Origin of the sequence: Leeia oryzae DSM 17879 (assembly GCF_000376945.1) — a bacterium.
In the GTDB taxonomy this organism is placed as follows: domain Bacteria; phylum Pseudomonadota; class Gammaproteobacteria; order Burkholderiales; family Leeiaceae; genus Leeia; species Leeia oryzae.
The window spans coordinates 40,367-55,729 of the sequence record NZ_AQXU01000020.1 but is presented as its reverse complement, the minus strand read 5'-3'; the positions used below and the strand labels follow the sequence as shown (position 1 = coordinate 55,729).

Genomic DNA, 15,363 nt, shown 5'->3' with positions numbered 1-15,363 from the left:
GTGATGCAGCATAAAAGGGCCAGTTTAATCCCGGAGAAAGTGCTCAAGTGCTTGTTGTCTGACGTATAACCTGTTTTATGTGGCCAGCTTTTTGCCTGCCATTACCACGCGCATTGTTTGCGGCATCCTTGAAATAGTGTGCGCAGTCTATACCTTTTGCTTCACCAACATGGCAATACCTATCAACATAGATGGTAATGGGGCTGCTGATCACTCGGCCAACGGTTCGTCCTGGAATGCATTGCGGATACGAGTAATCTCGCTCCAGTCACTCAAAAAGGCGTTAACACAGTCCGGGTCAAAATGTGTGCCGCTGTTGTTAAGCAAATGCTGTCTGGCATCTTCCAGTGACCAGGCCTTTTTGTAGGGCCGTTCACTGGTCAGGGCATCAAAGACATCGGCCACGGCGACAATACGTCCAACCAGCGGGATATCTTTGCCCCGCAACTGGTGGGGGTACCCTTGGCCATCAAATCTTTCGTGATGATTGCGGGCAATTTCAGCGCCTACCTTCAGTAGTGGTGCATTGCTTTGCGACAGAATCTGGTAACCGACTTCTGCGTGCTGTTTCATGATGGCCATTTCTTCATCTGTCAGCCTGCCTGGCTTCAGGAGAATGTTATCGGGCGTGGCCACCTTGCCAATATCATGCATGGGTGCTGCTTTGAAGATCAGCTCTTGCTCTTCTTCCGGCAAGCCCATGATCTTGGCAATCAGACGGGAGTAGTGCGCCATGCGCAGAATGTGGGCACCGGTTTCCGGGTCACGGTATTCTGATGCCTTACACAGCAGCCAGATGGTTTCCTGTTCCCGGGCAAGAATGGCTGCCGTGGCTTTTTTTACCTCTTCGGTGAGCCAAGAGGCCTGATTCTGCAGCGTGACATTGGCTTTGCGTAGCTGCAGCATATTGCGGGTTCTGGCCAGGAATTCGACTTTGTCGATCGGCTTGGTCAGAAAGTCTGTTGCACCAGACTCCAGCGCCTGATGGCGGATTTCAATATCGTGGCTGGCGGTGACCATCAGAATGGGTGGCGCTGCGGTGTCAGGAGGTGCACTGGCAAGCAACCGTGACATGAAATCCAGCCCGTTCAGCTCTGGCATCATGTAATCAAGAATGAGAAGGTCATAGACGTTACCAGCACACCAAGTCAGCGCTTCTGAAGCGCTCTGAAACGTGATGGCTTCTACATCATCCAGTTTCTTCACCAAATGTGACATCAATACCAGATTGATGTTTGTATCATCGACTATGACAACCCGCATATGCACCCCTGAAGTATTACTTTGAATCTTAGACTTTGATTGCAATTCCTGCAAAAAACATTGATGCCATACCACAACAAGGCATGGCAGACTTGGTGCGCGACGAGCCGCAGGCATGACGGTCGAATCGGCCACAAAGAATCAGGCCGGCGCTAATGCCAGGGTGTGAATAGACCCCTGCATTACACCGGCCTGCATCCTGTCAATGAGTCAGGATTTTGATACGACTAGTTAGCTGGTTTTGACCGGAATCTTGCCGATCTTGGCCTGCCATTCTGCAGGGCCGGTTTGGTGTACTGATGTACCCAGACTATCGACAGCAACCGTTACCGGCATGTCTACGACATCAAATTCGTAAATGGCTTCCATGCCCAGATCGCCAAAGGCCACAACCTTGCTGCCTTTAATGGCTTTGGAGACCAGATACGCAGCACCACCCACAGCCATCAGATAAACTGCTTTGTTGTCACGGATGGCATCAATGGCTACCGGACCACGCTCTGCTTTGCCAACCATGCCCAGCAGGCCGGTCTGTTCCAGCATCTGGCGGGTAAACTTGTCCATGCGGGTTGCAGTCGTCGGGCCAGCCGGGCCAACCACTTCGTCACGTACCGGGTCAACCGGGCCAACGTAGTAGATAAAGCGGTTGGTGAAATCGACGGGTAGTTTTTCGCCTTTGTTCAGCATATCCACCATGCGCTTGTGGGCTGCATCGCGGCCTGTCAGTAGCTTGCCGTTCAGCAACAGGGTATCGCCTGGCTGCCAGCTGGCCACTTCGGCTGGCGTTACGGTGTTCAGATCCACCCGTTTGGCGCTGGCAGACGGTGTCCAGGATACGTCTGGCCAGTCGTCCAGAGATGGTGGTGTCAGTACGGCCGGGCCAGAACCATCCAGCGTAAAGTGGGTATGGCGGGTTGCGGCACAGTTCGGGATCATGGCGATCGGCAGGCTGGCAGCGTGGGTCGGGTAATCCAGAATCTTCACGTCCAGCACGGTCGCCAGACCACCCAGACCCTGTGCGCCAATACCTAGCGCGTTGACTTTTTCGAACAACTCGATACGCAACTCTTCTACACGGTTTTGCGGGCCACGTGCGATCAGTTCCTGAATGTCGATGTGTTCCATCAGGGATTCTTTGGCCAGCAGCATGGCTTTTTCTGCCGTGCCGCCAATACCGATCCCCAGCATGCCTGGCGGACACCAGCCGGCACCCATCTGCGGTACGGTTTTCAGTACCCAGTCAACAATCGAATCAGACGGGTTCAGCATGGCAAACTTGGATTTGTTCTCAGAGCCACCGCCTTTGGCCGCAATGCGGACATCTACGGTATCACCGGGCACCAGCTCAAAATGTACTACGGCAGGCGCGTTGTCTTTGGTGTTTTTACGCGCACCGGCAGGGTCAGATAGAACTGACGCACGCAACTTGTTATCCGGATGGTTGTACGCTTTGCGTACCCCTTCATTCACCATTTCCTGAATGCCCATGGTGGCATCCGGGAAACGTACATTCATCCCGACTTTGACAAATGCACAGACGATACCGGTATCCTGACAGATAGGACGATGGCCTTCTGCACACATGCGGCTATTGGTCAGAATCTGGGCAATGGCATCTTTGGCGGCAGGGCTTTGTTCTTTTTCGTAAGCTTTGGCCAGTGCCTGAATGTAATCTACGGGATGGTAGTAAGAAATGAATTGCAGGCTATCGGCAATGCTGTCGATAAAATCCTGCTGACGGATATCAGTCATTTGTAAATCACCTTATCTAATCACAAAGTGACCAGGCGCCTTGTGGCAACCCGGCGGGGAGGGGTTACATCCCCGCTATTTTACGCTGAAAAACGACAAGGCTCGACCATTTGACCAATTTTTATTGTGCAGAGCAATATGTTGCGCTTTTGACTCGGGTAAATGGGTATGCAGGTGGTTTGCAAGCCAGAAAATCACTGGTAGAATTCGCATTCTTCGCGCGGATGTTCAATCTGCCGTGGATGCCGGTATAGCTCAGTTGGTAGAGCAGCGCATTCGTAATGCGAAGGTCGGAGGTTCGACTCCTCTTACCGGCACCAATAAAATCCATTTAAATCAATTATTTGTCCCGTTTTTATCTCTTTTGATACTCTTTGTGTGTACTACGGATGACCGTAGGGTGACGGAATTTCTCCTCCAGAACCATACGCAAGACCTCAATAAACTCAAGTTTATAGCCCATGTTCTTGGGCTGAGAATTACGGACATAGGAGGTCATAACCTCTGCCGCCAACTCCATCATCCTGCTGATCTCAAACCAATTTGTAGGCAGTTTCTCTACGCATCTACAGCTGTCGCCAACCTTCGAAAAATCATACGAATTTGTATATTTTGAGGTTCAGAATTTCCTAAAGTATCAATTCATCTTTAGCAAACCAATTTGGTAGTCAATATCGCATTCTTCTTCTCATAAGATTTGGCGCTTAGCTTTGCACGTTTTGTACAAGACTGGGGTGCAGTCACTTATATAAGCTTAAGACAGCAAAGTAGACATACCGCGGTTAGCAAACCGTTACTTACGTGCTGAATCGTCATATCAGGAGAGAGACATGAAACAAAAAATGATTTATGCATTAGTTGTAGCAGCTTGTAGTCATGCTGCCATGGCAGATAGTGGAAACGTTACGATATCTGGCATGGTGAGAAGCAGTTTTCAGCATGTTGGACATGGGAATAGTACTTTTTATTTGGGCCAGGATTCAAGTGCATCGCAAAATCAGCTAGATGGGCGTGTAGATTTGACTTTTGCAGGGACAGAGGATTTGGGCAATGGTCTTGCAACCGTGTGGTCTGTTGCGACACGTTCAAGCTTGGATGGTACGGGCAGTGATGAATTTGGCAAGTTTGGTGCAATCAATAATGGCGGTAAGCTGGGTAGCTTAGAGTCTTTTATTGGTTTGAAAGGCAATTTTGGCCAGATCCGTTTCGGCCATGGTATGGATAACTATGGTGATGGTAAACATAACTGGTTTATGGTCAATGGTGGTGAGTATTTTGGGAGTGTGACTAACCCAATATATAAAGACAATAATAATGTCGTACGCTATGACATGCCGACAATTGGTAATCTGGATGCATCTATTCGCCTTAATCTTGGCGAAAACAAAACCTCTAGTACCGCAGCCAAGAACGGTGTGTCAATTCGTGCTGATTACAATACCGACAGCTGGGATGTTGGTGCTGCATATGCCGTCCAGGATGGTTATGCTTCTCCAATGGGTGCCTTTGAAAGTACCACAGGGAAGTTGCATCAGTACAACCTGACGGGTGCCTACCGTTTTATCAATGGTCTGGAATTGGCTCTTGAGTATGAGCACACCAAATCTGATGCCGGCCCGGCCAAAAAAGAAACCACAATGTATGTCAATTATCCGATGGGTAAATGGACAATTGGTGGGGAAGTTGGCCGTGCCACGAATGTTGGTTTTACAGATGGGCTAAAGAATAAATTATATGGTGTATATGGCCGCTATGAATTAAGTAAGCGGACATTGGCCTATGCTGAATATATTTCTAGTAAAGAAAACTCTGTCGGTGCAACGCGCTCAAACTTGCTAACTATCGGTTTGGCACATTTCTTCTAATTCGCAAATACGGTTCAAGTGACTGGCATACCGTTGAGTGCCAGTCACTTTGCAAGGCTTAGGACAGATCAATTAACTTTTGATACTAGAGAGAATTTCATCATGAAAAAGCTATTCCTAACACTGACAATGCTGGTTTCTGGCTCCGTATTTGCTGCCGAGGAACCGGTGTTAAACGTATTTAACTGGCAGGATTACTTTGCGCCTGGGACCTTGGAGCAATTTACCAAAGAAACCGGTATCAAAGTGAAATGGGATCAGTTCGATAGCAACGAATCATTTCAAGCGAAGATTCTGACCGGGCATAGCGGGTATGATGTGGTATTTCCTGCTGCAGCCTTTGTTCAGAAACAAATTCAGGCAAATGTCTATTACAAGCTTGATAAAACACAATTACCCAATTTGAAAAATCTTGATCCAAAGATCATGACACTTCTTTCAAGTATGGATCCGGGTAATGAATATACTGTGCCCTATGCACAGGGAACATCATTAATTTCTTATAACCCTGAAAAAGTGAAGAAAATACTTGGTAATGATATGCCAAGCAATCCACTGGATCTGATATTTGATCCGAAGTATGCAGGCAAACTGTCATCTTGTGGTATTTCGTTCTTTGATAGTGCCAGTGAAGTATACGGATTTGCACTGTCATATATGGGCAAAGACCTTAGTAGTGCTACAGATGCAGATATTGACAAAGCCACGGAAATGATGAAAAAAGTACGTCCTTATGTCAGGAAGTTTGTTGGTATTCCACTGAATGAACTTTCAAGTGGCGAGTTCTGTCTGGCCATGGATTATTCAGGTTCAACGAATGGTGCTAATGATTTTGCTCAGGCCGCTAAAAATAATGTCAAGATTTCATTTTTTTATCCCAAAGGTAAAATTCCTTTTACCATTGATTTGATGGCAATTCCACGCGATGCCAAACATCCATCTAATGCATTGAAATTTATCAATTTCATCTTGCGCCCTGATGTGATTGCCAAACTTACCAATTTCCGCTATTACTCCACGGCCAATCTTGCTGCCAAAAGTTTGGTTTTGCCAAGAATACAGAAGAATCCATCGGTTTTTCCATCCAATGATGAGATTAGTCGGTTCTCGCTAACCAAAACTTTAGAACCGAATCGTCAACGCAAGTTGATGAGTGCATTTAACGCTTTTAAAACCAGCAAGTAATCTCTCTGCTCTTACGTCTGATCATGGGCTTCGATGGTCAGACGTTTTTTTAGGTATCTCCTGATGAATAAAACCTTATATTTTAATGCACATGTTTATACTGCAAATCCTGCTTTGCCATATGCTGAGGCATTTGCAGTTGAAAATGGTCGCATCAGTTTTATTGGTTTTGAGCATTCAGATATTTTTTCTGATGATAGTTACCAGAAGGTGGATCTGAAGTGTGCATTTGTTTTGCCTGGCTTTACGGATGCCCATGCACATGCACTTGATGGGCAGTTGTGGGTTGGACCGGGTGACATGTCAAGCCGACAGTCTGTGACAGAAATTTGTGACGGAATTCGCGAAGTTGCCGCTAATACTGAAGCCGGGGAATGGGTATTTGTTTCTGGGGCAAACCTGCCATTGTTTGGTGCTTATCCAACCAGAGAGTTGCTCGATCAGTTGGTTCCTGACCAACCTTTGCTGGTCGTTAACTTTGATGTACACAGTGCAGCACTGAATTCAAAAGGGCTCGAAAAGGCGGGAATTTCGCGCAGCACAGAAGCGCCTGCTGGCGGGGTATATGAACGTGATGCAAGCGGTGAACCCACTGGTGTTGTTCATGAAGCAGGGCTTTACAAAATTTTCCCCCAGCTAAAACAAATGAGCCCGGCACGTTTCCCCGCGGCTATCAGGCAGGCGACCAGCATGGGGCATGAAATTGGTGTAACTGGCTGGTTTGAAGCACGTGTCGACTTGAACATGCTCAAAGCCTATCATCAAGCAGAAATAGATGGCGAATTGAAGACCTATGTCAGCGCAGGCTTGCTGGCGGTCAACCATAGAAATCTGGCTGAGCAGATTGCCGAGTTTTCAAGATGGAAAACCCAGTATGAAGGGGAACTGCTCAAGGTGCATACCGTAAAAGTTTTCATTGACGGTGTGACGGAATCTAGAACTGCCAGTCTATTGGCTCCATATGCCGGGCTAACCGATGCTGGCGAGCCCCACTGGTCACAAGCTGAGCTGAATGAAGTTTGTGAGCTGGCTGATAATGCAGGATTTGATCTGCACTTTCATACATTGGGTGACCGTGCGGCGCATATGGCGCTTAATGCGATAGAGTATGCCAAGCATCGTAATCCCAAACGGGAAAGACGCATTCAGCTAGCACATTTGCAGCTTGTTGCTGATCAGGACAAGCCTCGCTTCCGTGAGTTGGGTGCGATAGCCAGTGTGCAGGGATTGTGGTGTGCCGCTCCACCAGAGCAGAAAGCATTCTATGCTAGTCTATTGGGTGCGGAACGGGCAGAGAAGAGCTATCCGCTCCGAAGTTTGAAGAATGCAGGTGCATTATTGGCCGGTGGTTCGGACTGGCCCATTACGACTATGAATCCCTTTGCCATCATGCAATGTGCGACAACACGTCAGCTAGATGCCAATGATGATCCCTGGAATGCCGCTGAAATTCTGGATTTGCAGTCGATGATGGAAGCACATACACATAATGCCGCGTATGCGCTGCGCTTTGATGGGTTTGCGGGGTCGCTTGCCGTGGGCAAGGATGCAACCTTTCTGATTACAGACCAGAATCCATTTCATGCGGACCTGCACCAGCTAGGCAGTATCAAGGTAAACGCCACCTATTTTAAAGGCGAGCGGGTGTATCTGCGGATGTAAATTTGCTTGGCAAAATGTCTGGCTGGAGATGGCAGGCATCACCGATAGATATGTTTGACTTCAAGTCTTATCTCATAAATCAACCGGACGAAGCGTCCGGTTTTTTTATTGGAGAATGCACGTTCTATACAAGACCTGCTTTGGTTGCCACGCTATTCTGACGTGAATATTCGTATTTCTGGAGCTTGCATTGTGATGAGTCTTCCTACCCAGCTTGACCTTTCTTTGGTGCTAACGCTTGACGTATCGATTGGCCCGCCGTTGGCGCTGGGCATGACCAGCGCTGGCGGGCGATTTAATTATGCGATTACGGGTGGGCAATTTTACGGAGCCCAACTCCACGGTCAAGTATTACCTGGCGGGGCAGATTTTTATCTGGAACGTGGTGATGGGGTGGGGGTGCTGGATGCAAGATATAGTCTGCTTACAGATGATGGGGTGCTGATTAATATTCAGAATACAGGGGTGCTGACCTTGAACGAAGAGGGAAAAGCGCTGGAAAAATCCGGTATTTGGCCCATCCCGGAGTCAACTTACCAATGCTATTGTCGCCCCGTATTTCAGGTCGCGATTGGCAAGTATCAGTGGCTGGAATCCAGTATGTTTTATGGACGTGTGATCTACCCGTCCGCAGACATGGTCAAGATCGGGCTGTATCTGGCCAAATGACATGCATATGTTGAGTCAGAGAACAAAAGGCATTTTTGTGATGCCCATGATGATCGCAAGATGCCTCATGACCTTGTGTCTTGTATGTATTTCAGTCCATGGCAATGCCGAGACAATCAGGGTTGGGCTCATCCCCTGGATCGGGTCTCTCCCGGTTGCAGTGGCATCCGCTCATGGATACTGGAAAACCCCGAACCTGGATGTACAGATCATCAAACTGACGGATAACAAAAGCATTCTCGATGCCGTAAAAAATCGTCGAGTTGATTTGGTTGTCACTAATTTGGGATTGGTATACGCATTTCGAGAGCGTGGTGCCCCACTCAATATTCTGGCCGAGACAGGTCTAGCCATAGGCTCAGACAAGATCATCAAGCGAAATGGCGTAAGGGTCGCAGATCTTCAAGGCGCGACCGTTGGTGTATATCTCAAGGAGTATGGTGTAGGGGCTTTTCTATCCCGATTTCTTGCTACCCAAGGGTTGAAAAGTACGGATATAAAATTGGAAGAGGTTTCTGCAGAAACACTGACACGCAAATTCGTAGAGAAAAAGTACCCTTTAATTGTGACATATGATCCATATGCACAGGATGCGAAACGTCAGGGTAATGGCGAAGAGGTTGCAGATAGCGCCAGTATACCGGCCAGTGAGGGTATCTTGGCGCAACCGGATTTTGAACAGCGCATATCTCCTGTGGCATTAGGTCAGTTTTATCAGGGCTGGTTACAGGCGGTTAACTGGATTAATCATGATGCGACCTGGAAAGCGCTATTTCCAGTCATCCGCAGTGTTGCTTCAGAGCCAGGGCAGAACTTTACGGAGCTGGATGCGATTTCAATACTGAATGCATATAAGTTTTATGGGATACATCCGTTCTTTTTACGTAATAAAGCAGGAGCAGGTCCAAAGAGTGCAATAAGCACCATCCGGAAGTATCTGATTGAAATTAACTCGCCTTTGGCATCCGACAGTCTGGAAGACTTGGTGCATACAGATAAGTCTTGGCAGGCAGCCCATGCAGCCGTAGAAAATGCACAATGAGGGGACATTATCGTGATTATCCCTGTGTTTAAACTGTATGGAGAGGCGTATGACTGGTCTGAATTTGATGGCATGCATTGTGAAACAATAAGTATCCGTAGCCAGGCGCATAACGGTGAAATCAAGTCGCACCGTCATGCCGACCTTTGTCAGTTGTTGTATCTTCGCAAAGGCAGGGCTTTGATTGATATTGACGGAGATAAGGTGACTGTCACCGGGCCAGCCTTGCAGGTAGTACCAAAAAATACAATCCATGGTTTTCTATTTGATCAAGGGACAGAAGGGGTTGTGCTCACATTGTCTCAAACCTGGTTAGATGAATTTCAGGGTGTTCTGGGGCAGCACTGCGATTTGCTGTCTCACCCGCAATTATTGCCGCTTGATGGACAGCTTTCCCATGTTGAAGCAATCTTTAGTGCCATTCTGCATGAGTTCAACGGTGACATGCTCGGTCGGCATGTGATGCAAGCGGCTTTGCTACAGCAACTGCTGGTGCAGTTAGTAAGGGGGCATCCGTCTTGCACCATGCGAACCCGACAGAAGCGACATCGTAATAATGCCGAGGTTCTGGCTGAGTTTCTGGCATTGGTTGAGCATCACTTCCATGAGCGATGGCCTATTCAGAAATATGCTGATCAGCTATGCATGACGACCGTGCATTTGAATCACATTTGTCGTCAACAGACAGGGCTTCCGCCCTTGTCTTTGCTGCATCAGCGAATCATGCTGGAAGCTAAAAGGCAACTTATCTATTCAAACGATACCGTTAACCGCATTGCAAACAATTTGGGTTTTGAAGAGAGTTCATACTTTATTCGCTTTTTTAAGCGCAATGCAGGTGAAACGCCTTATCACTTTAGAGAGGAACATCATGGCGGAAAATCATTGACCAATTTCAGGCCCCGACTTAGCAGTTTGGGGTGCAACAGTTTTTGAACAAAACGGGTGAGACAATTGAGGATGTCTTTCTGGCCAGGAATTTTTTAATAGTCTTTGCCGCATGCGGCATATCGTAAAATCCGGCCGCAAACACCATTTCTTCCATGGTCGGCTGTTTGCCAGATTGCTGCCTCTCACAGGCACAAAGAACCATATGCCTTAACCGTTGCCACATTTGATAACGGGACAAGGTTGTCCCTGTCGTTTGGCAGAATAGTCTGCGTAAATTATCTCCTGACATGTGTACCATTTCACCCAGCCGGTCCAGATCTGGACGTCCGTCGGGTTTGTCCCTGATAACCCGGGTGACCTTTTGCAAGCGTTGGTCAATTTTGCCAACGGCTTCCAAGGGCGAAAGTATTTGCGACATATCGTTAACAAACGCTTGCATACTGTTACAGGACATGCCCCCTTGTACGATGTCTTCCAGCGCAGTTGCATCGCTTAAATGCTCGCTTGCCTGGTGAAAGTCCATAAGACCGCCGGCTGATGCTGCCAGATGCTGCAAACGCAAGCCGGCAGGTGACAGGGGGTCAAAATAGATGAAAAGAGCGAGATTCCCTTCTCCATGGGTAGACAAGCCTGAGCCATGCAGGATGACATGGCTATTGACTGATAATGATGCCGAATCACAATGAATGGTGAATTTATCATTGCATTGACTCAAGATGAGACAGGGGGCAATCATTTCTGCGGCATCATGTGAGCCATGATCCGTCGCATATAATAGCCAGTCGTTGCCGATATACACAGCCTCAGTAAAAGCAGGTACGGCTGGCTTAAGCGCATGAACCCGAGATAACTTATTGGCAGGCAGCATTGGCGTGTAGTCCTTGCAGCGATTGAAGGATATTCAGACACAGCGAAATTTGGTGCTCTCCGTTTTCGACAGCCATTTTTGTGATGCCGACACGCCGGATGGCGGCAGCATGCATTTCCTTCATTTCATTTTCTATCTGTTCAACACGCAGCACGCCGTCTGATGCACTTTCACACGCGACAGACACATGTAAACTGGCGGTTTCGGCATTGTCCTTGAATCTGGCCGCGATGACCCCGATATCCAGGCTGGAGCGGTCCACTCTTTCTGCCAGTCTTCGGACTTCATCGGCAACGACGGCAAAACCTCTGCCCGCTTCACCTGCTCTGGCTGCTTCAATGGCTGCATTCAAGGCTAGCAGATTGGTTTGCCTCGCGATGCCCTGAATATCACTCACCAATCCACTAATCTCTTCTGATTGGCTGGTCAATTGTGCCAGTACGTCAGAGAAGTGGTGCGCACTACCAAATAATTGTTGCATGATACGTGCGGTTTCGCTTGCTGACTTCGCGTTGTCCAGTGTGTTTTCCTGTGACTTGAGGGCAATCGTGCCAGCATGACGGGCGTGTGAGACCTGATCGGCAATCATTTTTTCCAATGCTTGCAACGTGCTTGCCATATCGTTAAGCACTTTAGAATTATCTGCCGGAATGGTCTTGTGATGAAGTATTTCTTCTCTGACCTGCGCATTTTCAGGCAGGGCTTGTGTCGCAATCGATGGAGCGGCAGGCTGGCTGTGAGATTGCTGTGGCAGTAAGGCCTGGGCTCGCAGCACCTTGGTCAGTTTTGCATGATAACGATAAATGATTATCAGGCATATCATCCCTGGCGCCATTGAAAACCACCACATGTCAAACCGGGCTAACCAATGGGTCAATACAAAGCTGGTGAGCACTAACACGGTGGGAAATATCAAGTTGCTGTTATGTTTCATAATCCAGTCTTTTGTAAGCGGCAAAAACTTCTGGCTATTGCAAGCGAGTTTTATTCATTTGCGATTGTTTGGATGTTCAAGCAGTATCGCAATACCTTGACCACCACCTATGCAGGCGGAAGCAATGCCATACTGGAGATGGTCTCTGACCATTTGCCTGGCCAAGGTTTGTACTTGTCGGAGGCCTGTTGCGGCGAGTGGATGACCGATGGCAATGGCCCCTCCGCTGAGATTAACGATGCCTTCATCTAATGAGAGTTCTCGCATGACTGCCAGGCATTGTGCTGCAAACGCTTCATTTATCTCAAAGCAGCCAATCTCTTGAAGGCTGAGTCCTGTTTTCTCAATTAACAGACGAATAGCTGCTGCAGGACCCATCCCCATTATTTCCGGGGGGACGCCGACAACGCTGATGGCCCTGATCTTTGCTAGCGGTTGCGTGTTACATTCGAGTAAGGTTTTGCGATTACCGATGAGGGCGGCAGAAGCGCCATCGACTATGGCTGCACTATTACCTGCTGTCTGTACACCGCCAAATACGGCGGGGAGGGCTGTCAAAGTGCTTTTCGTAGTGGGGCGAGGGTGTGAGTCATGCATTAATGGTGTGGCATCATGGTGCCGTATACTCAGTTCTCTCGGTTGATAACCAGGCATATCAAACCTGACAGTTTGTAGCGAGATAACCTCGTTTTTCAGGTGGCCAGCCTCTCTGGCTGATAGGGCTCGCTCAAAGCTCCTGACGGCGAACTGATCTGCTTCATCTCGAGAAATCCTGTACTGGCGGGCTAGCGTTTCAGCGGTTTGCCCCATGGAGCATCCTATCGCTGGGTCTGTTAATGCCTCCCATAGGAAGTCACCAAACTCGACTTTTCCAAGCTTGAATCCGGTACGATGGGTATAGGCTACCATCGGGTTGCGGGACATGGATTCTGTCCCGACACATAAACCCGCATTCATTCTTCCTAGCGACACCTGATCTGCGGCTTGCATCAACAGCTCAATACCGGTACCGCATATTCTCTGTGTCAGTGTGGATGGTACATGCAGCGGTAAACCTGCATACAGAGTGATATGACGCGGCAGCATGTAGGCATCGAAGCTGGCTTGTGCCATATTGCCTGCAAATACGTGTCCAACTGATGGCTTGATGCCGGGTTGCCGTGCCAGTAAAGTTTTTGCAACAGCAATACCCATATCCGTTGGCGAGTTTACGCCAAGGGCGCCGTTGTAATCAGCGAATGGTGTTCTGATGGCATCTAGCAGCCAGATGTCATCGTAAGATGCAAAAATTCCGTGTTGTGACGCCACTTGCATACTCCCAAGGCCCTTGCCCGAGCCATTACAAGGACGGGCAAGGGCAGATTTATCCTGCTAGAAACATGACCGGTAGCGTGCTGTTGTGTAGTGCATCCACAATTTGGGCACGACGATCCAGGACTGCGCGCTGATTGATTGAGCCTTTGTCCGTGATTTCTGCATGATCAATTGATGGGGGTTCTTCTAGCAGGCACATCCGTGCGATACGGGAGGCGGACCCTGTTGCCGCTTGGTTTAATTCTGTAAGCAAGTGGCTAAAGTAGCGTTGTACTGCAGGGTGGTTCAGCACTTGGGAAGGGTGGTCATAGTGAGCTAACTGCGCCAGTTTTTGACAGCTTTCAAGACGCGGGAAAATCATGATGCCAATATCGTCTCTGTTAAGCCCAGTGACTACCACATCTTGTACATAGGGTGCACCTGAGCTGATGATCCGGGCACGCATCGGGCCAACGCTCACGAATGTACCGGTGGACAACTTGAAGTCTTCTGTAATTCGTCCATCAAACATTAAGCCGAGAGATGGATTGGCCGCATCTACAAAACACACCGCATCGCCACTGCAATAGAAGCCGTCTTCATCAAACGCTTCTGCTGTTTGCTCCGGGTTACGCCAATAGGCAGGCATGACATTGGGGCCGCGAAAACGGGCTTCAAGTTTGCCGTTTTTGGGTGTTAGTTTGACAGTGACCCCAGGAGCCGGGATGCCAACATAGCCGGCTTGCATGATGGCTGATGTGGTGAACGTACATGAGGGGGCCGTTTCAGTCATGCCCAATCCTGCCATGATGCGTATTTTTTGACCGCAATACGTCTTCGTCACGCTTTCCAGCCTGTCCCAGGCGGCCTGAGATAACCCTGCACCAGCAAAGAAGAATAGTTTTATCTTCGAGAAAAAGCTGTCTCGCAAGTCGGGCTCTGACTCTAACGCTTCTGTCAGGAGTTCCCAGCCTTTGGGGACATTAAACAGCACGGTGGGCGCGACCGACTTCAGATTCCGAATGGTCTTCACAAAGTCTTTTGACGTTGGCTTTCCATCATCAATGTAATAGCTGCCCCCGTTGTATAAGGCAATGCCAACATTGTGGCTGCCGCCAAAAGTGTGGTTCCATGGGAGCCAATCTACGATGACTGGTGGCTCTTCTGCAAACACGGGCATTGCTTGCCGGAGCATCTGCTGATTGCTACACAGCATGCGATGGGTACAGGGTACTGCTTTGGGCAGTTTGGTTGAGCCCGATGTAAACAGGAATTTGGCAATTGCATCAGGTGCAATGGTTTCGCTCTGCTGATCAATAGTGGATGGCGGGGTCCTTAACAGTTCGTCAAAGTAGGTTACTTTTCTGTCCTTGAGGGACCCTCGCAGCAAGACAACCTCGGTCTTGGCAGGGATGACGGTTCGGATAGCCTGCTCAAACGCGTCACCATCACTTGCAAAAACCAACCCAGGGGTAAGTAATTGCACCATATGGACCAGCTTCTCTGGATTACTGGTATGAAGCGAGTAAGCCGGGGACAAAGGACAGTAGGCGGCACCTGCCAGCATGGAGGCCAGTGCCAGCTGAATATGGGCAAGGTCATTTCCGGACATGATCAGCACGGGCCGGTCAGGCGAAAGCCCTCTATCTAGCAGGGCTTGGCCAATGCAGCGAACTCGCGCGTACATTTCAGCATAACTGAGGTGTATCCATTCACTTTCTGATCCGCGTTCGGCCATAAAAATACGATCAGGGTATGCGCTGGCTCCAGAAATCAGACAGTCAAAAAGACGCTGGGGATAGTCCCCCAGCGGCTCTTCAGATGTCAGTATCCAGTTCCCGGCCGCATCTTGCTCATGCTTCATCGAATACGAGCCAATAGAAACGGGTCGGTATTCGTTCGCATGACTTTGGGCTGACTTGACAGACATCATGCCTCC

12 protein-coding genes and 1 tRNA gene are annotated in these 15,363 nt (G+C 48.8%); 7 read left to right on the top strand and 6 right to left on the bottom strand.

Going from position 1 to position 15,363, the window contains the following annotated elements; all coding sequences use genetic code 11:
* Positions 1-210: 210 nt before the first annotated feature.
* Both F552_RS0106790 and F552_RS0106780 read right to left on the bottom strand, forming a co-directional pair.
* A complete protein-coding gene (locus tag F552_RS0106790; RefSeq protein WP_018150979.1) occupies positions 211-1,263 on the bottom strand; it encodes an HD domain-containing phosphohydrolase in 1,053 nt (350 codons plus the stop codon).
* Positions 1,264-1,494: 231 nt separating this feature from the next.
* Positions 1,495-3,015 (bottom strand): fumarate hydratase, encoded by a 1,521-nt coding sequence (locus F552_RS0106780; RefSeq protein WP_018150978.1) that lies wholly within the window; start codon positions 3,013-3,015, stop codon positions 1,495-1,497.
* 244 nt (positions 3,016-3,259) lie between these two features.
* Between F552_RS0106780 and F552_RS0106775 the strand changes: the two genes are divergently transcribed.
* From F552_RS0106775 to F552_RS18680, 7 genes are all read left to right on the top strand, one after another.
* Positions 3,260-3,335: transfer RNA gene (locus F552_RS0106775), tRNA-Thr, on the top strand.
* Between the two features lie 510 nt (positions 3,336-3,845).
* Positions 3,846-4,880 carry a porin gene (locus tag F552_RS0106765; protein ID WP_018150976.1) on the top strand — a complete coding sequence of 345 codons (1,035 nt, stop codon included), beginning with the start codon at positions 3,846-3,848 and terminating at the stop codon, positions 4,878-4,880.
* A 102-nt stretch (positions 4,881-4,982) separates the two neighbouring features.
* Entirely contained in the window at positions 4,983-6,065 is a 1,083-nt protein-coding gene (locus F552_RS0106760; protein WP_026182461.1) for an extracellular solute-binding protein, read from the top strand.
* A gap of 63 nt (positions 6,066-6,128) precedes the next feature.
* Complete coding sequence (locus F552_RS0106755) at positions 6,129-7,727, top strand: amidohydrolase (RefSeq protein ID WP_033374982.1); 1,599 nt, start codon at positions 6,129-6,131, stop codon at positions 7,725-7,727.
* Between the two features lie 162 nt (positions 7,728-7,889).
* Positions 7,890-8,396, top strand: a complete 507-nt coding sequence (locus F552_RS0106750; RefSeq protein WP_211208240.1) for a DUF3237 domain-containing protein — start codon at positions 7,890-7,892, stop codon at positions 8,394-8,396.
* 46 nt (positions 8,397-8,442) lie between these two features.
* Positions 8,443-9,438, top strand: a complete 996-nt coding sequence (locus F552_RS0106745) for an ABC transporter substrate-binding protein (RefSeq protein WP_169333578.1) — start codon at positions 8,443-8,445, stop codon at positions 9,436-9,438.
* Between the two features lie 12 nt (positions 9,439-9,450).
* Positions 9,451-10,374 (top strand): helix-turn-helix domain-containing protein, encoded by a 924-nt coding sequence (locus tag F552_RS18680; RefSeq protein ID WP_018150971.1) that lies wholly within the window; start codon positions 9,451-9,453, stop codon positions 10,372-10,374.
* Here the strand turns inward: F552_RS18680 and F552_RS0106735 are convergent.
* The 4 genes from F552_RS0106735 to F552_RS0106720 all read right to left on the bottom strand — a co-directional run bounded on the left by F552_RS0106735 (position 10,346) and on the right by F552_RS0106720 (position 15,357).
* Positions 10,346-11,197, bottom strand: a complete 852-nt coding sequence (locus F552_RS0106735; protein WP_018150970.1) for a helix-turn-helix domain-containing protein — start codon at positions 11,195-11,197, stop codon at positions 10,346-10,348. The genes F552_RS18680 and F552_RS0106735 overlap by 29 nt on opposite strands.
* On the bottom strand, positions 11,181-11,786 hold the full coding sequence (locus tag F552_RS21080) for a methyl-accepting chemotaxis protein (RefSeq protein ID WP_245546668.1): 606 nt from the start codon (positions 11,784-11,786) through the stop codon (positions 11,181-11,183). Before F552_RS21080 ends, F552_RS0106735 begins: the two co-directional genes overlap by 17 nt.
* Before the next feature lie 399 nt (positions 11,787-12,185).
* A complete protein-coding gene (locus tag F552_RS0106725) occupies positions 12,186-13,445 on the bottom strand; it encodes a thiolase family protein (protein ID WP_018150968.1) in 1,260 nt (419 codons plus the stop codon).
* Positions 13,446-13,494: 49 nt separating this feature from the next.
* Positions 13,495-15,357, bottom strand: coding sequence for a feruloyl-CoA synthase (locus F552_RS0106720; protein ID WP_245546667.1), 1,863 nt, complete (start codon positions 15,355-15,357; stop codon positions 13,495-13,497).
* Positions 15,358-15,363: the final 6 nt, after the last annotated feature.